General features: G+C 40.4%; 11 protein-coding genes and 2 pseudogenes. 3 read left to right on the forward strand and 10 right to left on the reverse strand.

Annotated features, from left to right (window positions below):
* Positions 1-226: 226 nt before the first annotated feature.
* From IM322_RS02940 to IM322_RS02955, 4 genes are all read right to left on the reverse strand, one after another.
* Positions 227-817 carry a phage tail protein gene (locus tag IM322_RS02940; protein WP_002757630.1) on the reverse strand — a complete coding sequence of 197 codons (591 nt, stop codon included), beginning with the start codon at positions 815-817 and terminating at the stop codon, positions 227-229.
* Positions 818-931: 114 nt separating this feature from the next.
* The gene (locus IM322_RS02945; protein WP_287672522.1) at positions 932-1,921 is read right to left on the reverse strand and encodes a RhiA family protein; all 990 of its coding nucleotides are present in this window, start codon (positions 1,919-1,921) and stop codon (positions 932-934) included.
* 509 nt (positions 1,922-2,430) lie between these two features.
* Positions 2,431-2,685, reverse strand: coding sequence for a BrnA antitoxin family protein (locus tag IM322_RS02950; protein ID WP_002738362.1), 255 nt, complete (start codon positions 2,683-2,685; stop codon positions 2,431-2,433).
* Positions 2,669-2,941, reverse strand: a complete 273-nt coding sequence (locus IM322_RS02955) for a BrnT family toxin (RefSeq protein WP_287672524.1) — start codon at positions 2,939-2,941, stop codon at positions 2,669-2,671. Before IM322_RS02955 ends, IM322_RS02950 begins: the two co-directional genes overlap by 17 nt.
* Positions 2,942-3,083: 142 nt before the next feature.
* Between IM322_RS02955 and IM322_RS02960 the strand changes: the two are divergent.
* The 3 genes and pseudogenes from IM322_RS02960 to IM322_RS02970 form a co-directional block, all read left to right on the forward strand.
* Positions 3,084-3,899 (forward strand): annotated as a pseudogene (locus tag IM322_RS02960) (amidohydrolase family protein); the annotation flags it as partial.
* A gap of 78 nt (positions 3,900-3,977) precedes the next feature.
* Entirely contained in the window at positions 3,978-6,080 is a 2,103-nt protein-coding gene (locus IM322_RS02965; protein ID WP_287672525.1) for a carotenoid oxygenase family protein, read from the forward strand.
* Between the two features lie 14 nt (positions 6,081-6,094).
* Complete coding sequence (locus IM322_RS02970; RefSeq protein ID WP_287672527.1) at positions 6,095-11,806, forward strand: AAA family ATPase; 5,712 nt, start codon at positions 6,095-6,097, stop codon at positions 11,804-11,806.
* Here IM322_RS02970 and IM322_RS02975 read toward each other — a convergent pair.
* The 6 genes and pseudogenes from IM322_RS02975 to IM322_RS03000 form a co-directional block, all read right to left on the reverse strand.
* On the reverse strand, positions 11,803-13,140 hold the full coding sequence (locus IM322_RS02975; RefSeq protein WP_287672528.1) for an AAA-like domain-containing protein: 1,338 nt from the start codon (positions 13,138-13,140) through the stop codon (positions 11,803-11,805). The two genes, IM322_RS02970 and IM322_RS02975, sit on opposite strands and share 4 nt — an antisense overlap.
* A gap of 446 nt (positions 13,141-13,586) precedes the next feature.
* The gene (locus IM322_RS02980) at positions 13,587-14,798 is read right to left on the reverse strand and encodes a glycosyltransferase (protein WP_287672529.1); all 1,212 of its coding nucleotides are present in this window, start codon (positions 14,796-14,798) and stop codon (positions 13,587-13,589) included.
* A gap of 73 nt (positions 14,799-14,871) precedes the next feature.
* Positions 14,872-17,535, reverse strand: a complete 2,664-nt coding sequence (locus tag IM322_RS02985; protein ID WP_287672531.1) for a methyl-accepting chemotaxis protein — start codon at positions 17,533-17,535, stop codon at positions 14,872-14,874.
* Positions 17,536-17,624: 89 nt separating this feature from the next.
* Positions 17,625-18,155 (reverse strand): chemotaxis protein CheW, encoded by a 531-nt coding sequence (locus IM322_RS02990; protein ID WP_190722674.1) that lies wholly within the window; start codon positions 18,153-18,155, stop codon positions 17,625-17,627.
* Positions 18,156-18,246: 91 nt separating this feature from the next.
* Positions 18,247-18,612 (reverse strand): response regulator transcription factor, encoded by a 366-nt coding sequence (locus IM322_RS02995; protein ID WP_287672533.1) that lies wholly within the window; start codon positions 18,610-18,612, stop codon positions 18,247-18,249.
* 1,236 nt (positions 18,613-19,848) lie between these two features.
* A pseudogene (locus IM322_RS03000) lies at positions 19,849-20,573 on the reverse strand (IS1 family transposase).
* Positions 20,574-20,637 lie beyond the last annotated feature (64 nt).

A 20,637-nucleotide genomic window follows, 5' to 3' on the forward strand; every position in this document is an offset into this window, starting at 1 on the left:
AACTCAATTGTCTATCTTTTGGTATTAACCTATTTGTGCCTTAAGTGTCTCCCTGTATAGATTTCAGCTACTTTTAGGCGTAGGCACTCTCATCGAATTTTATTTTAAGTTAATTATTTGCATAACAATTACCGAAGAGCCATTAAAGATAACCCAATTTACAAGATCACCTTCGGTGCGCTTTCAGCGAGCGGCGTGCTGCTATGCAGTGCCGTAGAGTATCGCACTATCTATACTTGATAATATAGTTGACAGAAATATTTTTTGGACGAGTTTCATAGATACTGACGCGAGCAGGAGGGCTATCAGGACCTGTAGTCTGTTTGATCTCAGATGTTTGCCCAACTGAGCCAGTACCCGGTTGTGCTTGTGCTGACAGGAGAATAGCATTATAGTCGTGCTGGTGTTGCTGGAGAGCATCACACTGAAGTGAACCGATCCCGCTACTTTTACCCATTCCCTCTGGTCCAATTCGTTCAGCAGCATCTGGATCTAGTCCAGAACCAGCATCAACCCCTCTCATGAATAATCCACGATAGTCTGGAAGTCTAAATTTATTATCCCCTTGTTTTCCATAAAGTGTTCCAATTACTGCAAATAGCTCAGGGTAAGCATCTATTTCAAGATAACGACCATCGCACAACATCCAACCGTATGCTTCAGGATAGGTGATAGGAATATTGGCATTCAAGCTCTCAGCCTGTGCATTCTGACTTGAGCAACCAGATGAAGTCCAAATATTGTTTATATCACCTGTTATGGGATGGATTTGACCAGCAAATGGGCATACTGTACCAATAGGAACTCCGTTTAGCATAATTTCTCCTTTTTTCTAACACTTAGAATGGGCATTAACTGTTATTTCCCTTTCCCAAGCTTGAAAGATAGGGGAAAAAATATATCTCACGAGCTTGGGAAATGCTATGTAATCTTATTTCTGACAGGCTAAATTTTTGTAAGAGATATCAACACTGGACTCACCTTCTTTTAATAATGATGGTGGTGCATTGTCCTTAATTGCTTTAAGAATTGCTTCCATTGCAGTAGCACAAGCTAACGCTGATTGACCGACAATTTTAAATGTTCGTGCGGTCTGATCAAAGCTAGAAAAATTGTCAATTACAACATTAGCAGCCTGAGCAATTAAAAGTTTGTTTCCATACGCCCATGTTGCTACTGCCAGAGTGCCAAAAACCAACGTAGCAGCAAAAGTGTAGTCAGTACCAAATTCAGGCTGTTGCTCAACTGGGACATCAAAGAACTCAGAACCAATGGAGCGGGATAGTTTTTGAACTTGCTCATAGTTAGCAACCAAAGCACTCTGATAACTAAGGTCTAGCTTAATCGCTTGACCATCAAGTGTAGCCGTCAAAAGAGCTTTATTTTGACCTGATGGGAATTTGACTTCCATTGGACCGACGACTACATTACTACTTATCACGGTTCCCAGTTCCAAGTTATTAAATAAACCTACATAATAGGTAGGAGTCACCTTAAACTGAGCACTACTACTACTTAAAACATCTCGCTGGTAAACAGCTGAATTGTTTGACATCCCTACACCAACATCAGCTAGACTTTTTGAGTCATTCCCAATTACAATTAACTCTGGTCGTTGTGCTTGTCCATCGGGTTCTAGCTGCTGAACACCATCCTTAAAAACAACCTTCCACTTAGTTCCCAATTGGATATTATTAAACTTTTGGGAGGCTTTATAAACACCTATCCCTCCAGTTTGTTTGTAATTAGCAAGAGCAACAAGATATTCAATCTCCCAATCAACCCCAGATTCACCGTTTTGCGGGACTGTCGTTTTTTTCCACGCAACACTATCTAATCCTACTGAATCAGGGAGAGTTTGATAGACTACCATAGTCCAAGTGCGATCTGTTTGATTGTTAAAATCAACGTAGTAAGTCATTTGAGCAACTCCAAAGAAATAATGTGAACTTAAAATGAAACTTTCGAGAAAAAAATACCTTAATGATTTGTTTTCTCTAAACTCTTAAGACATTCTCAAAAATCTATTCGTGAAATTTTCGATTTAGCCATAATGCCTTAAGCAAAATGTCTTGTCTTTTGGGTTAAAAGTGATTTGCTTAATCACCTTTGATACCAGAATAAGTTTTATTTTGAGTAATGGCAATCTCTAAAGTTAATACTTTTCTAATAGGTTTTTTTGAGTAGAATATTAACTTTTATATGAGATTTATATTAGATTTGTATTAGATTTAAAGGGTCACTTTATGGTATGACTCCCTCATCCCTGAAAGTAGAACTAATGAATTAATCGGGCGACTAAAATCATCAAAACCCTTTTACCCTCTGACTTGTAGCGGTTTCAGGGGATGAAAAGAAGGCAGCAAAAAAGCGATCGCAATTCTTGAAAACAGACAGCGATCGCCTAACTTGTAACTATCATAAGCAACATTATTGGAGGGCTGATAATTCTTCCCGAAGAATACGACGTAAATCGGACTGAGTGAGCGATCGCTCAGAAGGAGATTGGATATATTGTTTTAAAGCCTCATTAATTAGGGTTTGATAACCCATTCCTGCGGTTTCAGCCTGTTCTCGAAAATAAGCTAGAATCTCATCATCTAGATAAATGGTAATGCGTGTTTTTCCCTGAGAGGAAATGAGCGCCCCTCGTTTTCCTTTAGAAAAATCATATTCCTTTCTCATAAGTTTTTCTCTCTTGTTTTGTAGCACGACGAGCGGAAATCAAGGGAATGACTTCACCCCGCAAAGTATAAATAACCACTAATAGTGATCCCATGTTTCCCATCCCCACTGCAATAAAACGTTCTTCTGTTATACAATCGGGATCAAGATCATGAATAGCGAGGGGATCAAAAAACACCATTTCAGCTTCTGCAAAGGAAACACGGTGCTTTTGCCAGTTGGTTTTTGCTTTTCTGGGATCATATTCAAATGTCATACATACATTATATGTATCTTAGAAGGTTGAGTCAAGCTCAAAACCCCTTCAGAGAGTTGTGGTAATGGTTATTAACCTCAAAAAAGCGATCGCTTTTTCCCAATCAAATATAATTTAGGTAGAAAATTGCCGAAAAATCGCTATGCTCAACGGGTACAAAATTATTGATGCTGATTCCCATGTCATTGAACCCCCCGCAATGTGGGGCCAATACCTAGAACCTAAATTTAGGGAATTTGCTCCTTCTGCTGACATGAAAATCAAAGGAGAACCGATTAGTCAAAAAATCTCCCCACAAGTCCAAAAAGAAGGGAATAAGCAGATGATGCAAGCTCATCCCCACGCTTATCTCAACCGCTATAACCCAGAGTCCCATGTTCAAGCAATGGTACAAATGGGCATAGATGTGGCTTTTATTTATCCTAATTACGGACTGTGGTTATTTGCCATTGATAGCCTACCTGCTGAAGTGATGGGGGCTTTTGTCCGTGCTTACAATACATGGTTATATGAAGAATTTTGTAGCTATGACCCGGCTAGACTGAAAGGAGTCGATGCAGTCAATCAACATGATCCCGAAGACATGGTCAAAGAGCTACACCGCAGCGCAAACTTGGGCTGGAAGGCGGTTTTTTTGCGTCCTAACCCCGTTAAAGGCAGAATTTTGAGCGATCCGGCATACGAACCCTTTTGGGCGGCCTGCGAGGATTTGGACATGGCTGTAGGAATTCATGAGGGACATTGGAGTCGTTTACCCACCACCGGCGCCGATCGATTTCACACCCGTTTTGCCCTTCATGCTTGTTCTCACCCCATGGAGCAGATGATGGCACTGTTAGCCTTAATTGAAGGGGGGGTTTTAGAACGTCATCGGAGGCTGAGGGTGGCGTTTCTAGAGTCAGGGTGTGGTTGGCTTCCCTATTGGTTATGGAAGCTTGACGAAGAATACAAAAGTTTATAGTATGATGTAAAGAATCAGATTAAATTGAACTTAATCCAAGTATTTTCCCTATCAATCTCAGATTATTAAGATATTATGACTGAAAACCCCAATAATTATAGTTCTAACTTACCTTCTGGTTGTCCCTTGATCCCAGAATCAATCATGACTGCGAATAGATGTGAACACACGGAGCTTAACTTAGAGATTGAAGGGCAATTACCAGAAGACTTGCAGGGTCATTTTTTTATGGTCGCACCAGTAGGAACGGTTGATTCTGGGGGTACCCCTTTTCCCGATGGCGACTCATTGTTGAATGGCGACGGTATGATTTACCGACTCGATTTTGATTGCCCCGGTGAAGCAAAGATAACAACACGATTAGCTAAGCCCCCTGATTATTATGCAGACAAGGCAACCTTCTTGAAAAGCCAATACCAAAAGTATAGATTTCGCAATCATGGAATTGTCCGCTTTTCTTACGCACTTGGATTTCGTAATGAGCTAAATACAGCTTTTCTAGTTATGCCATCAGGAAAGGAAGATGTCCTAGATCGTTTATTAGTGACCTATGATGGAGGCCGTCCCTACGAATTAGATACAGAAACCCTTGAAGTTGTTACACCTGTTGGCTGGAATCAAGAGTGGCAGTCCGAAATGAACAAACCACAATTTCCTTTCAAGACGATTTTGAGTACCGCCCATCCTGCTTTTGATAGTAATACGGGTGAAATGTTTACTGTAAATTATGGCAGAGCTATTATAAATCTGCTAAAGAGGCTCCCTTTTGCCATTGAATTAGATGAACTCCCCAAAGACATTTACCAATTAATGAGGGCAGTCATTGGTTTTTCTAATGCTAATATGTTGCGAAATATTTTTCAGTTGAATATTATGTGGGCTCAAGGTATTTTGCAACAGGCCATAAATGTAATTAAATATTTGCTAGGGGAAGATATTGAGAATTTTGTCTATCTGCTTCGCTGGGATGGGACAGGAAACTTAGAGCGTTGGAAGTTAAGACTTCCCGATGGTTCACCAGTAAAAATTGAACAAACCATCCATCAAATTGGAGTCAGCAAAGATTATGTGATTTTAATGGACACAGCTTTTATTGTCGGTTTAGAGCAGTTAATAAACAATCCAATACCAGAGAATAAACAACTCGAAGAATTAATCAGAAACTTACTCGAAAGCCCGAATCGACCGGATTCATATATTTATATTGTACGTCGTGGGGATCTCATCTCAGGACAGTACCCGATTGATTCTGACAAGGAAGTGACTGTCATCGCTAAAAAACTCGTCATTCCTTTACCAGCCGCTCACTTTTTGGTTGATTACGAAAATCCTGATGGAAAAATTACCCTTCATGTTGCTCACATTGCTTCTTGGGATGTGGCTGAGTGGATTCGTAAATATGACTTATCGGCTTACCCACCCTATCATCCAATCGCCAAGCGGGTTTATTCTATGGAACCCAGTGAGATGGATATTAGCCGTTTGGGACGCTATGTAATTGATGGAAACCGAGGAGAAGTCATTCAATCAAATGTTATCTACTCATCTCCCTATACTTGGGGAACGGGTTTATACGCTTACCGAGATCGATTATCATCAGGAAGGCAACCCAAACGACTTGATGATATTTATTGGATTTCCTTTGGACTTTGGCAGGAAACGATGACAAAGTTTCTCTATGATTTATATAAAGATGCCCCCTACCGAGCAGTGCCTTTGGAGGATTTACTAAATTTAGCAAAACAAGGCGTTCCATCTTCCCTGTTTCGATTACATACCCCAGATGATTCCCTGAAGATTGCCGATTCTTATCAGTTTCCTAGGGGATATATTGGTGGTTCTCCTCAGTTCATTCCTCGCCATACAAGCGAAGAAAATTCTACAGAGGGTTACATCATTTGTAGCGTTTTTACCCCTCGTAGTAGCGAATTTTGGATTTTTGATGGGGGGGATCTGGCCAAAGGTCCTTTGACTAAGCTAAGACATCAGGATCTAAATTTTGGTTATAGTTTGCACACGGCTTGGCTTCCTACAATTGGTCGCCGTCAAGTGAGTTACAATATCCCTGTCAAATCGGATTTTCAGCAGTTGGTAAAGGACAGTTCCCCCGATATTCAAAAACTTTTTGAAGATGAAATATATCCCTTCTTTCCATCAGATAATGGACATTTAGTGTAGGAGATAAAGATTCGATGCTCGCTCTTCCTAACTATGAGATTAATCACAAGATTTACGAAGGGGTTAAAAGCGTCGTTTATCGCGGTAAATCTTGTCAGAAAGAACAGCCCGTAATCATCAAAGTTCTCAAAGCTGAATATCCCTCCATAGAAGAGATCGTCTGTTGGAGACAGGAGCATGAAATTATTCAAAATTTAAACTATGATGGGGTAGTTAAATCCTATGGTTTGGTTAACTATCGTCATGTTTTTGCCCTAATTCTCGAAGATTTTGGTGGTCAATCTTTAGCTGAATTTTTAACAGCCCAACACCTTTCTATTTCTCAGTTTTTAACCATTGCTATCTCTTTGGCAGACATCTTAATTAAGATTCACCAAGTTCCCATTATTCATAAAGATATTAAACCCAGTAATATCCTCATCAACCGAGAAACAAAACAGGTTAAACTGACTGATTTTAGCATTGCTTCTAACCTAACATTTGAGCAGCAAACTATTACCAATCCTCGTTTTTTACAAGGAACACTGGCTTATATGTCCCCAGAACAAACGGGACGAATGAATCGCAGGATTGACCATCGCAGTGATTTTTATTCTTTGGGAGTGACCTTTTATGAAATGCTCACAGGAATGTTGCCCTTTAGGTCTCAGGATTTGATGGAGTTAGTTCATTGTCATATTGCAAAACAACCTCCTCCTTTAGAACAATTCTCAGTTCCGCCGATGATTTCTAACATTGTTAGAAAACTAATGGCAAAAAATGCAGAAGAGCGTTATCAAAGTGCTGCTGGACTCAAATTTGATTTGGAAACTTGTTTATGTCAACTAGAAAAGCAGAGCCGGCTTAAGATTTTTGCTTTGGGAAAACGGGATTATCCCAATCAATTGCTGATTCCTCAAAAACTATATGGAAGAAGTCAAGAAATAGTCAGATTACTAGAAGCATTCAAACGAGTAGCAAACCCAAAAGTAGCAGGAGTAGAAAAAGTTGAATCTGCCATCGAAATAATGTTAGTCTCTGGTTATTCAGGAATTGGTAAGACATCCATTGTTAATGAAGTTCAAAAAGCAATTGTTGAAGCGAGAGGATATTTTATTAGGGGAAAATTTGAGCAGTTAAAACGCAATATTCCTTATCTGGCTCTGATTCAAGCATTGCAAGAATTGATTCGCCAGTTATTAACCGAAAATCAGGAGGAAATTGAAGGTTGGAAAGACCATATTATCAGGGCTATTACGCCAAATGCTCAAATTATTATCGATGTCATTCCTGAAGTTGAATTAATCATTGGTAAACAGCCAGAAGTTCCTCAATTAAACTCTCTAGAAGCTGAAAATCGTTTTAATCAAGTTTTTAAAGAGTTCATCAAGGTTTTTTGTACTCCTAATCATCCTTTGGTAATTTTTCTTGATGATTTACAATGGATAGATTCGGCATCCCTAAAATTATTGCAACTTATAATGACCGATAAAAGAAGCAAATATTTGTTTTTTATTGGTGCTTATCGAGATAACGAGGTTAGTTCAACTCATCCCTTAACCTTGATGCTAGAGAAACTAAAAACTACCCATTTACTGATCAATCATCTTGAAATTCAACCCTTATCTTATGACAGTGTTCGACAATTAATTGAGGAAACTTTTAACGGTAAGGTTAATAGGGATGAGCTTAAAGATTTAGCCGAATTAATTTTTTATAAAACCCAAGGCAATCCTTTCTTTATCTCTCAGTTTCTTAAAACTTTATACAGTGAAAACTTAATAACCTATCAAGTCAATATAGATCGTTGGATTTGGTCTAGTGAGGCTATACAATCTGTCGGTATTACTGATTATAATGTTGTGGAATTAATTGCCAGAAATATTAGTAAACTTCCTGAAAAAACGCAACAACTAATCAAATTAGCTGCTTGTATTGGCAACTCTTTTAGTTTAGATTTATTGGCATTTGTTCAACAAAAATCTATCTCCGCTACAGCGAAAGAATTAGCGATAGCTCTTCAACAAGGATTTATTTTACCTCAGTCAGAAGACTATCAACTTCCTTTATTGTTTGATCAGATAGAATACCAAAAGTTAAATTTAGAAAATGTAGAGATTAAATATAAATTTTTACACGATAGAGTACAGCAAGCAGCCTATTCACTTATTCCTGAATCAGAACGAAAAGCAACTCACTTGCAAATTGGTCAATTTCTCCTCAAAAAGACAACTCCTCAAGCTCAAGAAAACAAATTATTTGACATAGTTAATCAACTCAATTTTGGGATTGATTTATTAAAGGATACCTCAGATAAAGAACAGTTGTGTCAATTAAATTTAAGGGCGGGAAAGAAAGCTAAATCGGCTAATGCTTACCAAGCTTCAGTCAATTATTTACATTTTGCTTGTCAGCTTTTATTATTAGATAGTTGGCAAAAGCAATATGAGCTTACCTTTAATATCTATCTTGAATTAGCAGAAGCTCACTATCTGAATACTAATCTAGAAACGGCTGATAATCTGTGTGATTTTGCTTTACTGCACGTCCGAAGTCCTTTAGAACAAGTTAAATTTTACGAAATAAAGATTAAAATAAACTTGGCTAAGGGCGCAATATACCTAGCTTTAAATAACGGACAAAAAGCTTTAGAAATTTTGGGCATATCTTTAGTGGAATCACCACCACAAGCGTTAGACATTGAAAAATTAGCCAGATTAGGAGTGATGAAAGAACCTAATAAGTTGATGGCAATGAAGATTTTTAGTCTTATTTATGGTCCTGCTTGTTTTGCCGAAAGTTCTATAGCATTACCAATTCTCTATACTGAGATTACCCTATCCCAGCGGTATGGTAATTCACCCCCAGTCGTTTATGCTTATGCTGTTTATGGAATTATTGTCTCTTGGCTCATGTTAGATATTGATTTAGCTTATCAACTTGGACAGTTATCTTTACGGGTTTTAGAGAAATTAAATGCCAAGGATTTTTGGGCGAAAGCTTATGTCTCAATTTCCATTAATATAACCTATAAAAAACATCATATTAAACAAACGCTTGAAACCCTTAAGAAATCTATGCAAAAGGCTCTGGAAGTTGGCGATCTTGAATTTGCTTGCCATGCGGCCAATTTCTACTGCGATCATTTATTATTTGTAGGGAATAACTTAGAATTCGTTCACAATCAGCAAAAACAATATATTGATTTTATTGTTCAATATCAGCAAGAACATCCCTTAAATTTAACAAAGATATGCGCCCAATTTGTCGAAATTTTAGTAAATGAATCAGTCGTTAAAAACTTAACGGGTACTATGCTCGACGAGGAAAAGTCTTTAACGCAGTTACTCCAAGTTAACAATCGAATTTCTGTCTTTAATATTTATTTTTATAAAGCTTGGCTTTGTTACTTGTTTAAAGATTATCCTCAAGCAATAGAAAACAGTAAGATCGCCCTTGAATATTCAGGTTTTGTGAAATCAGAAATTATTTTTACAGAACATAATTTTTATTATTCTTTGGCATTACTAGCTCAATATCGATCCCTTGGTCAAAAAAATCAAAAACAATATCTTAAGCAAGTCCAAGAAAATCAGAAATTGATGAAATGTTGGCAGGATCATGCCCCGATGAATTTTGAGCATAAATACAATTTAATACAGGCAGAAATAGCTCGTGTTTTGAGAAAACCTTTGACAGCAATGAAATATTATGATAGTGCTATAGCAGGAGCAAAGAAATATGAATTTATCCATGAAGAGGCTTTAGCTTATGAACGTGCCTCTGAATTTTATTTTACTTTAGGTAGAGAAGAAATCGGTAAACTATATCTCAGAAATGCTTATCATTGTTATACGCGTTGGGGTGCAAAGGCCAAAGTTAAACAATTAGAAGAAGAATACCCTAAATATTTATTAGGCATCAGCAATCAAAACAAATCTAAGGGATTAAGTACCACTATCTCTACCACTGGAAATGATGGAGAAGTTCTTGATTTAAGCACAATTATCAAAGCCTCGCAAGCGATTTCTGGAGAAATCAAGCTAGAAAATCTTCTGCAAAATTTAATGAAAATTGTCATTGAAAATGCAGGAGCGCAAACAGGTTATCTGATTTTAGAAAAGGAAGAAAATTGGGTTATTGAAGCTCAAGGCACAATTGATCAAGAAACTATTAATATCTTACAGTCAATTCCCATAGAATCTATCGACCATGATAACTCAATTCCTCTTTTACCCACTAGCATTATTAATTATGTCGCTCGCACAAAAGAAACTATCGTTGTAAACGATGCCACTTCTGAAGGTCAATTTACCAATGATTATTATATTGTTGCAAAACAAACTAAATCCATTCTTTGTACCCCTTTACTCAATCAAGGTCAAATAAAAGGAATTGTTTATTTAGAAAATAATCTAACCACAGGTACATTTACTGATGAAAGAGTAGAACTATTAAATATTCTAGCAGCTCAAGCTGCTATCTCTATTGATAACTCCAGACTCTATCAAACCTTAGAACAAAGAGTAGAAGAAAGGACAAAAGAACTCACAAATACTTTAGAGGTACTGAAAGCAACTCAAGCAGAACTTATCTTTGAAAATGACCTGCTTAAAAGTGCTGAACAACCCCCCAAATTTGTCTATCAAGTAGGTGGAAGTTTACCGATGGATGCACCGAATTATGTGGTTCGACAAGCCGATCGCAATCTTTATAAAGCTCTCAAACAAGGTCTATTTTGCTATGTTTTAAATGCACGTCAAATGGGAAAATCTAGCTTAATGGTACGGATGATGAGCCAATTACAAAAGGAGGGAATTAGATGTGCAGTCATTGACTTAACTCGCCTAGGAACAGACAATATTACCTCCGAACAATGGTATAAAGGATTAGCCGTTGATCTGCTCCGCAGTTTTGGATTAATCAAAGAATTGAAAACTTTTAAAGCTTGGTGGAGTGAACAATTAGACCTGCCTCCTGTACAACGATTAGGACAATTTATAGAAGAGTTTCTTCTAGTTAATAACGATTTTAATCAGTGGCAATCTAGACAATCGACTGTTATATTTATTGATGAAATTGATAGCATTTTAGGGTTAAAATTTGATGTCTCTGACTTTTTTGCTTTAATTCGTTCTTTTTATAACCAGAGAGCGATTCAACCTCAATTTCAAGAGCTAACTTTTGCCTTTTTTGGTGCTACCACACCTTCAGCTTTAATTACTGACCCCCAGAAAACACCTTTTAATATTGGTAACGCTATTGAATTAGCAAGTTTTAAAGAACACGAAGCTCAACCTTTATTATATGGGTTAACAGAAAAAGTCAGTAATCTTCAGACAATGCTCAAACAAGTCTTAAGCTGGACGGGAGGGCAACCTTTCTTAACTCAAAAACTCTGTCAACTGATGCGGGATAGTGAGCAACCAATCCCCTCTAATCAAGAAGAACAATGGTTGGCCAACTTAGTAGCAGAAAAAATTATTCAAGATTGGGAGATGCAGGATCAACCTGAACATTTAAAAACCATTCAAGATCGCCTTCTTCAAAGTCCAAACCGACCCCAATTATTAACCTTGTATCGACAAATCCTGCATCAAGAAGCAATACAGATTGATAACAATCCCTATTTACCTGAGTTATTTTTATCTGGATTAGTGGTAAAACGCCATGGTAAAATGGACGTTCATAATCGGATTTATCAGACGATATTTAATACTGATTGGCTTGAGCGATCGCTGTTTTAAACTGAACCAGTATATTGACTTCTAAAGTATTTTTGATACAACTGACAACTGACAATTGCTTGATTTTCCCTGAGTTTAATTAAACCCATACTATTAAGTTTATAAGCAATAATTGGATCGAGTATAATTGGTTGATTCCCTTGACAAATCTGTTGAAAAACATCGGCAAGTTCGGGTTGTTTTTGTAAAGTAACCCAGTGAAGCTGTAAATGAGAGGAATAAATCCCCGTTGATGTAATTGCTGATTTGATTAAATCTTCAATCGTGATTCGCTCTTGGCTAAGATGATAAATCGCTAAATGAATCAAGGCAGGATGTCCCCCCACTAAGTCGATCAATTGTTGAATTTCGTTGGTTGCTAATTCATTTAATTGATATTTTTTTGCCAATTCTGCCACTTGTTCTTGATCAAAACCCTGTAACTCTATGGGTAATCCCACATTGAAAGGAGACTGTTCTAATCGCAGAGAAACATAAGATTCTGTGGATTGAACAATAATTAAACGTAATTTCTGCCACAGGGGAGATCGCTTAGATTCTTCATAACAAGCTCTGATTAAAGGTAAAAAATCTTCCGCTACTTTCGGATGTTCAAAGACTCGATGCACTTCGTCTAAAGCCAATACCACTGGCTGTTTTATTTCTCGTAAAATATACTCTTCAAAATAAATTGTCCAACTCATTTTAATTCCTATATCTTCATCCCAATAATCATCTAATTTGGCTTCTAAATTCAACTGCCGAGCACAATTACGGCAAATCCAGCGTAAGAACTTGTTAAAATTTGCTATAATGTCTTGGTCTGCTTGTTGTAAATCTAACCTAACAACTCGATAACCTAATTGTTGTTGACAAGCCTCTAAAATTGTTAATAATAAAGACGTTTTCCCCCATTTTTTGGGCGCTTTAATGCGTACTAACGCCCCAGATTGACCGATTTCCTCGATAATTTTTGCTTCAAGTTTTGTTCGTTTTAGATAATAATAAGAATTATAGGGAACAGGAGCATCGGGGTATTCTGGACGCTCATTCTGGGGATATTCATTACCCCAATACTGAAGCGATGTGGAGTTGGTAAAATGAGATTGTAGTCTAGATAAAAAATTTTTCTTATTGATCGTTTGTCCGATCAGTTGCGAGACTTTATCATAGAGTCCTGGCGCAACTATATTGGCAAGATAGCTGCTACTATAACCGTTTTCTTGGGCAATTTCTTGATAGTTCTTTTTCTGCCAAAGTCCTCGCAACAATAATTGTTCTGTGTCATTGAGACAGCGATTCTCAAGCTTGAGCAGTTGCCGATTAAGAATCTCTTGGATTTCCTCGAATTTCATTATTTTTGTCTAAGGTAAGAAGATTTTAGGGAATAGATTATTTGATTTTCCAGTTCTGTTGCAGCCAGAAATGTTGAATCTTGACATAACAGCACCGATTCAAACTAGAATTGGTATATTTGACAAACAAGCTGACGAGAACCAGCAACCGACAAAATTGTGCGATGGCAACCCTGAGGGAGATTAAATTCCCCTCTTGCTAGGAAATTATAGCATTTCTTGTCAAGGTCAATTACACGGCAGCAATTATCTCTTGATAATTTCTATCAAAACCCCTAAGTCTTCAGCGTCTAACTCCTCGATAATCCTATTAACAATTAATTCGGAAAAATCCTCACAGGATTTGACTAGACAGGGTTTTAGCAATCAGATGTACTGCATTTTAACTGCCTATTGAGAATTTTAGTACAGTGGCTGCTCCCAATCTTCGCAACAACAGTGAACAGTTACTGTTCATCATTCAATACACTTGCTCCCAGAGCTTCTAGGGTTTCTTGCAGCATTTCAGCGCGAGAGAAATTACCCTGATCTTTCAATAATTGTAGGCCTTTTTGCCAAATCTCGATCGCCTCATTATAACTACCGAAAACTATATAAGCAACCCCTAGATTTTGGTAAATAGTGGGATTATCGGGGTTTAACTTGAGAGCTTTTTTATAAGCTTTAATCGATTCTGGTAGCCGGTGCAGTTGTTTGAGAACCAGTCCTAAATTATAGTAACCATCGGCATAGCTAGGATCAATTTCTACGGTTTTCTCAAAGATAGATAAGGCCGCTTCGTATTTTTCTGCTTCGTATAATAACCCACCAAAATTATTATAGGCACCCAGTTTTAACTTATCTAAAATTGGCTGCTTAATCGCTTTAACAAAATGATCGCCTGATTGCTTAAATTCCTCCACTGAATAATAATAATTAGCGAGATGATAATATAACTCGTATAAAATATGAGGATTAGAGCCATGGCATTTTAAACCATGTTTGAGCAGCTTAAAACCCTCTTTATCCCTGCCAATCTTCAGATATAACCCCCCCAATTTACTACACACATAGGGATCGTGGGGATGTTGCTGATAAAAACCCTCCATCGCTTTTCTTGCCCGTTCAAACTTATCTAAGCTGGCTATTTTATCGACGGTGTAACCGTAGTGAAAGATAGCAATTTCTGGCAGTTCAACTATTTTCCAACCAGGTTCTTTTTTTAATAAAATAGCCACATTATCATCAATAATTGAGTGATAGGGACGGGTAAAAGTGACCTGAGGATGTCGGCGAAATAGCCGCGAAATTAGAGAATAAGGTGATTGTACGGCTCCGATTTCATGGCGGATTAAATTAATCACTAAATTTTCCTCTTTTTCCATTGCCCGACGCATTTTCGTTACGATAGCGGGATTTAATTCCTCATCAGCATCAAGGACTAAAATCCAATCGCCAGTAACATATTTTAAAGCCTCATTTCTGGCATCGGAAAAATTACCCCGCCAATCGTAGCTAGGAACTATGGCACCGTAACTTTGAGCAATAGCAATCGTATCATCGGTCGAACCCGTATCCATAACGATCATCTCATCCACCACCCCTTTAACGCTATCCAAACAGCGCCGGAGATTTTCGGCTTCATTTTTGACAATCATGCAGAGACTAAGTTTAGGCATAACTTTACTCACTCTAGCTGTCAATGAGCGATAGCGGCCAATCAATAACCCACTGATTACCACTCACCGATTATTAATTATCCTCCGAGTCTACCTTAAACCGTTCTACCGAAGAAAGCAGCTCCCGGGAGATACTCACCAGTTTTTGCAGAGAACCGGCCACCCGTTGGGATTCTTGGGAAGTTTCCTGAGCGGTTAACTCCACCGACTGCATAACTTGGGCGACATTGAGGGAATTTTCCCGTTGTTTGACCGTATCGGCGGTAATCGATCGCACCAGCGTATCGATGCGGTTAGAAACTTGGATAATATCTTCTAGGGACTTCTTCGCCTGTTCCGAGCGCTCGGTGACATCGATCACCTGTTGAATCCCTTCCTCCATCGCCGTCATTACCGAACCCGTTTCCGATTGGATATGTAAAACGATCTGTTCAATTTCCTTAAGAGATTTAGCGGCTCTATCGGCCAACTGACGCACCTCATCGGCCACAACCGCAAAACCGCGGCCCGCCGCTCCTGCTCGCGCCGCTTGAATCGAGGCATTAAGAGCCAATAAATTGGTCCGCGAGGCAATCTGAGAGACTACCGCGACAATTTTCGAGATTTCCTGGGAAGCTTCCGCCAAACGCTTGACTTTTCGCGCCGTTTCTGATACGGTCTCGCGGATTTGCAGAATTCCCGCCACGGTTCTTTCCACGGAATCGCCCCCCTTCAGGGCGGTAATCGAGGAAGTGCGGGCGACTTCTTCGGCTTCTCTGGCGTTTTCTGCCACCCGTTGAATTGAGTCGGTCATCATCTGTACCGAATTAAGGGTGACGGCCAATTCCTCCGCCATCCGCAGGGCATCGCTAGACTGATTGCGGGCGAAAGATTCACTATTGGTACTGCCTTGATTCACCTGTTTTGCCGCTTTTTTCACCTGTCGGACAATTTCGCGCAGGTTTTGGATAGTCAAATTAAAAGCATCGGCCACCGCCCCTAAAACATCGGCGCTTACCTCCGCTTCCACGGTCAGATCTCCCCGAGCCGCTCCTTCCACATCATCGAGAAGTCGAATCACTTGCCGTTGTAAGTCTTCCCGTTCCCGTTCCGTTTCGGCGGCGCGGCGTTGGGCTTCCGTGGTGGTAACTACCACCACCCGAGCCATCTGATTGAAACGATTGGCCAGTTGACCGAATTCATCTTCCGAGTAGATCGTCGCTTTAGCGTTAAACTTACCTTCCGAGAGATGATCGAATTGGCTTTGCAGATCGTTGAGACTGCGCTTAATCTGACTAATTAGCAACTGTAGGCCTAGCCAAGTCAGGGCCAGGGTTCCCAGTCCGGTTAATAACATCATGGTTAGTACCGGTTGACTGAAGGGGGAAAGACTGGCTGAGGCTGGCGGTTTTGGGGCCGGTTTGGGGGCAACCTTTTCGGTTTTTGCCCGGCTATTCGGGGCTGGTTTGGCAGCCAAGAGCGTAGAAAGCCAAGAGGTGGTACTAACGGCAAAAATTATGATCACAGGGGCAATACCCGCTAAAGCCGCTAGGATTAGTTGTTTTTTGCCTAAAGAAGCGTTGACAAAAAAGCCTAATTTGTCCGGAGCGACTTCCACCACTGGCTTGAGCAAGCGCTCGGAAGCATGGGTAAGATGACTATCTCTTTTGTCATTGGGGGTTTTTAGACGAGAAGGATTAAAACTAGGCTCTCCCACACCAGAACTGGCATTAAGGCGCGCACTGGGTTCGGGGAGAAAACCACCACTTAAAGCTTCCCCCCCCGAACGGGTAAATAGCTCCCAGTCCCCCAGTCCTTGAACCGTATCCGTCAGAGCCAGTGGGGAAAAACCGTCTAAATCCTCATCATTGAGTTCTGGTTCCCCAAAATCTCCAGTGTCTTCCTCCTCGTATCTTTTTTGAGTGACTCGGCCAGTTTTTGCCCCTTGTGGGCGGGTCGATTCCGGGTCAATGGCAAAAGTGCTTTCTTCTAGGGTATCCCTATAGGATAACTCCTGATCTCTACCGGTGAGGGGATTTCCCCCCAGATCAGAGGAAACCATAAAAGTGGCTTCTCCCGTTGACCCTAACTCACCGTCCCACCCTTCCTCCAGCGAGTCAATCTCCGCCGCTTCTAAAAAGGGGAAAGGGGCTTCCCCCTCCGCCGAATCGCTAGACCACTGGGAACCGTGAGAGCCAGGGCCCAGCTGGGTAAGGGAACTAAAGGCGGTTTCCTCCGATTCCTCAAAATCATCGTCATAGGAATGGACTTTACTTACCGTAGGCTCGCCGGGATCCTCCTCATTGAAAAGACTACTATTCCAATCCAGCTCTTTATTTTGTCCATCGGGGTCAGCCCCTGGCGACTTCCAGGAGCGAGAATGGTTAAAACCTTGACCTAGATCGAAAGCTGCCTCGCTGTAGGCAATGCTTTCCGTAGCAGCGATCGTAAAATCTCCCTCCTCGGCTTCAAAACGAAATTGCCGAATCTGATCGAGACCACGCTGGGCATAATCGACTAGATCGGAGCTATTGGGAGAATTTTTAGCCAATTGCAGCACTGTTTCGTAACGTTCCTCCGCCAATCTGTATTGTTGTAGTCCTAGATGAATGTGACCCTGTAAAAGCATGACATTGGCATCCTCGGGATACTTGCTGGTCATCTCTTTGACAATGACGGCGGCATCCTCAAGGTTGCCCTGGCAATAGGCGGTGTTAGCCTTTCTATAGAGTTTTGCGTATTCTGTCCCTGACGGCATTTGCCCCTCCCCTAGTAAAGTTAAATGAAGTAGTTAGTAGTTTCAAGAAAGAATTCCTATAAATCCTATTCTGCTATTTTTTTCAGGTTTTAAGCCGCCCAACGGGCAAAACGGAGTATGGCCAGATGATCGAGTAGTCTTAAGGTTTTTTTTGATTCTTGGCCCAGAATCCACTCTCCCTGCACATAGAGGGCGATCTGATCGGGAATACTGGCCGCACTACCTAGTTTATCTGGGTCGAGCCATTCCATATCTCCCAAACGTTCCACCGCTAAACCGAGGATCGTTTCCTCTTCTTTGATCGCAATTATGGGAATTTCGGCTCGATCGGTGTTTAAGCGGCTGCTATCCCCCAAAAATTGCCCGAGATCCGCCACCCAGATCACTTGACCCCGGAGATTGATCGTGCCGAGGAGCAAGGGTGAAGCATTGGGAATGGGGGTAATGCGATCGAGTGGTTGCTGTATTACCTCGCAAATTCCCACGGCACTAAGGGCAAACTCGTCCTGAGAGGGTAGATAAAATCGCAAGTACAGTTCACCGACGGGAGTTTGTAATTCCTGATTGTCGGGGGCGATATTTTGAGCGTTACCAGCAAAAAAATCGGCGTTGTTAAGCATGAGTTTAGTTCTCTTGCAACTAATAATTCGGGCGGCGTTTTTAGCTGTCTTGACCTATGCCATAGCTAGACTGTCCCCGGTGAGGGCGATTTTATCGGCGCAACAGTTGTTTAATGGTATAAATGAACTCAATCGGTTCAAAGGGCTTGACAATGTAGGCATCGGCTCCGATTTTCATGCCCCAATAGCGATCAAAGACTTCCCCTTTCAAGGAACAAATGACCACCGGGACATTTTTGGTTTTTGGATCCGACTTGAGACGACGACACACCTCATAACCATTCATGCGGGGCATGACGATATCGAGGAGGACGAGATCCGGATTGGCTCTCTGAATATGTTCGAGGGCTTCCACCCCATCCGTGGCGATCGTGACCTTAATGCCGCTATTGCGGAGTAAATCACAGATCAGTTCCCGTTGCGCTTGGCTGTCTTCTACCAGCAATATTTCGCTCATAACTCCCTACCTAGCTAGGCTGCCAAGAACAACAATGGCAAAAGATGCCCGATAATAGTCCCCGTTGACCGGATGCTCCGAAATTTCTCTCATTTTTGCCTCCAACGCAATCTGAAATTTATCAGGGGGTTCCCTCTAAACAAGGACTTGATTCACCCTTTCGGGTTTCATCTCTATAGTTCCCAATTCCACCGTTAAAAACCACCAGCCAAGAGATTTTTGTTCGGGTTTGGGGGTTGGGTGTGAGGTTTTAGGGTGTTGGGTTTTAGGATTTTAGGATTTTAGGATTTTAGTTGAAATTCCTCAGTAAAATACTGCGAATCTCGATCTAATTGCAGCTTCCTTCCATAATTTCTCGGAATCTCCCCCAATAGACCCTATTTCTTTTAGTCTAGGAGAAGCATTTATCTTACTTGTGAGGTACAAAGTCTCGGGTTTTGGGGAAGGCCGGAACTGGGGAAGGCTGGAGCAGTAGCTGGTCGTCTGGGGATGATGCCAAATGCCTTCATACTTCATCTTGATGAGAAACGCTCTCTTAGACCAAATACGTTTTTAATAGTGTGATTAACTCTCAAGTTATCAATTGTTTCTCCCTGCTCCCCACTCCGCAGCTCCAGCGCTCCCTTCTCCCCACACCCCACACCCCACTCTCCTATACCTTTTAAACAGGATTTAGTATTACCTCCTCTTGTCACTAATAATAAATCTGATAAGCTAATTATGTAACATATTTTTCAGTAAGCTTTACTGAATTTAAACCAGCCCTAGAGATTTTTAGTACAAAAGTTCTAGCTCCCTGTCTTTGCTTGTAAGCTAAACGGCTTTTACTTCGGATCACCGATATAGACTCCAAAAGGGTTATAGCTATTGGATCATGCAGGTTAAGCGCCGTTTAGCTTAGCTCTCATGCCGTCTTAACCGATAATTTAGATGTGTAGTCAGCTTATTCACAGCAGCCAGAGGTAAAAAGGGTCAGAAAACACGAGCCGATTTATGAGATTGACTGCCGAATTTTTTGAGACTAGGACAGTACATTTGCACTGAAAAATCTCCAAAAATTTTCCAGTGGGGAAGAGGAAAAATTGAGAACAAATGTATGAATCAAAAAGAAAAACTCGAATGATAGAAATTAAAAAATTTTTGGGATCGGATGGTTACACTGAAACCATAGACGGGCCGCTCCTAGCCTCGATCGCCAACTCTCTCTAAAACGGCGTTGTCAGATGTAAAGATGAATCAAGCAAAAGTGTAGGGAACTGGAACATCCTTAAACTTAAGGTAATGAATTAGAAGCGGTAGGGAATTTTCTAACATTTTGACACATTTTGAATAGCAGAGAGTCTGACGATGAAGACGCGCGGTTGTAATGACGTAATCTTGTATTTTCTCCCTCTACCCTTGTCCTATAAGTTTTGCTAACAATCTGATCCCCGTCAGGGATAAATATTGGATACACTGGATTTCCATCACTTACCCAAAAATAACATTGCCAAAATGAGATAGCTTGCCATAAACGTTGAAATGTGTCTGCACTATGTTGCCGAAGGCACTCGCCTTGCGAGACCACCAATTACCCATCCAAGAATTCCATCTCGAAAGTGGTCAACAGCCGTCCAGATACAGATTTTGTTCTTTTTTTTACCAACAAAGGTCTCTAATTCATCTAGTTCTCCCACTTCTGGAATCGTTTCTGAATTATAGGAATCAGGCAGCAGTTTTCCCACTTGTTTGACCCAATCCATAATGGTTGTTCGTGAGACTCCCGTCACTCTCTCAATGCCTCGAAATCCCAGGCCATTTACCTACATTTTCAGACAGCTACGCTTAACATCATCGCTATAGCCCTTGGTTTCATAGCTGTGGATGAACTGACGACCACAGTTTACACATATATAGTTTTGTTTTTGACCACGATGACCATTTTTATTGATGTGGTCACTTTTACATTCTGGACATTTCATCGTTTTTTTTCCTTCATTAAGTTTCTATCTATTTTACCTTCTCATCTCTTCATCTGACAACGCC

Origin of the sequence: Microcystis sp. M109S1, from assembly GCF_020247025.1 — a bacterium.
Taxonomy (GTDB): domain Bacteria; phylum Cyanobacteriota; class Cyanobacteriia; order Cyanobacteriales; family Microcystaceae; genus Microcystis.

What these genes read in the sequence shown, in the direction of transcription:
- IM322_RS02940 (WP_002757630.1), bottom strand. Translation starts at nt 817, where the DNA reads ATGCTAAACGGAGTTCCTATTGGTACAGTATGCCCATTTGCTGGTCAA.
- IM322_RS02945 (WP_287672522.1), bottom strand. Translation starts at nt 1,921, where the DNA reads ATGACTTACTACGTTGATTTTAACAATCAAACAGATCGCACTTGGACT.
- IM322_RS02950 (WP_002738362.1), bottom strand. Translation starts at nt 2,685, where the DNA reads ATGAGAAAGGAATATGATTTTTCTAAAGGAAAACGAGGGGCGCTCATT.
- IM322_RS02955 (WP_287672524.1), bottom strand. Translation starts at nt 2,941, where the DNA reads ATGACATTTGAATATGATCCCAGAAAAGCAAAAACCAACTGGCAAAAG.
- IM322_RS02965 (WP_287672525.1), top strand. Translation starts at nt 3,978, where the DNA reads ATGACTGAAAACCCCAATAATTATAGTTCTAACTTACCTTCTGGTTGT.
- IM322_RS02970 (WP_287672527.1), top strand. Translation starts at nt 6,095, where the DNA reads ATGCTCGCTCTTCCTAACTATGAGATTAATCACAAGATTTACGAAGGG.
- IM322_RS02975 (WP_287672528.1), bottom strand. Translation starts at nt 13,140, where the DNA reads ATGAAATTCGAGGAAATCCAAGAGATTCTTAATCGGCAACTGCTCAAG.
- IM322_RS02980 (WP_287672529.1), bottom strand. Translation starts at nt 14,798, where the DNA reads ATGCCTAAACTTAGTCTCTGCATGATTGTCAAAAATGAAGCCGAAAAT.
- IM322_RS02985 (WP_287672531.1), bottom strand. Translation starts at nt 17,535, where the DNA reads ATGCCGTCAGGGACAGAATACGCAAAACTCTATAGAAAGGCTAACACC.
- IM322_RS02990 (WP_190722674.1), bottom strand. Translation starts at nt 18,155, where the DNA reads ATGCTTAACAACGCCGATTTTTTTGCTGGTAACGCTCAAAATATCGCC.
- IM322_RS02995 (WP_287672533.1), bottom strand. Translation starts at nt 18,612, where the DNA reads ATGAGCGAAATATTGCTGGTAGAAGACAGCCAAGCGCAACGGGAACTG.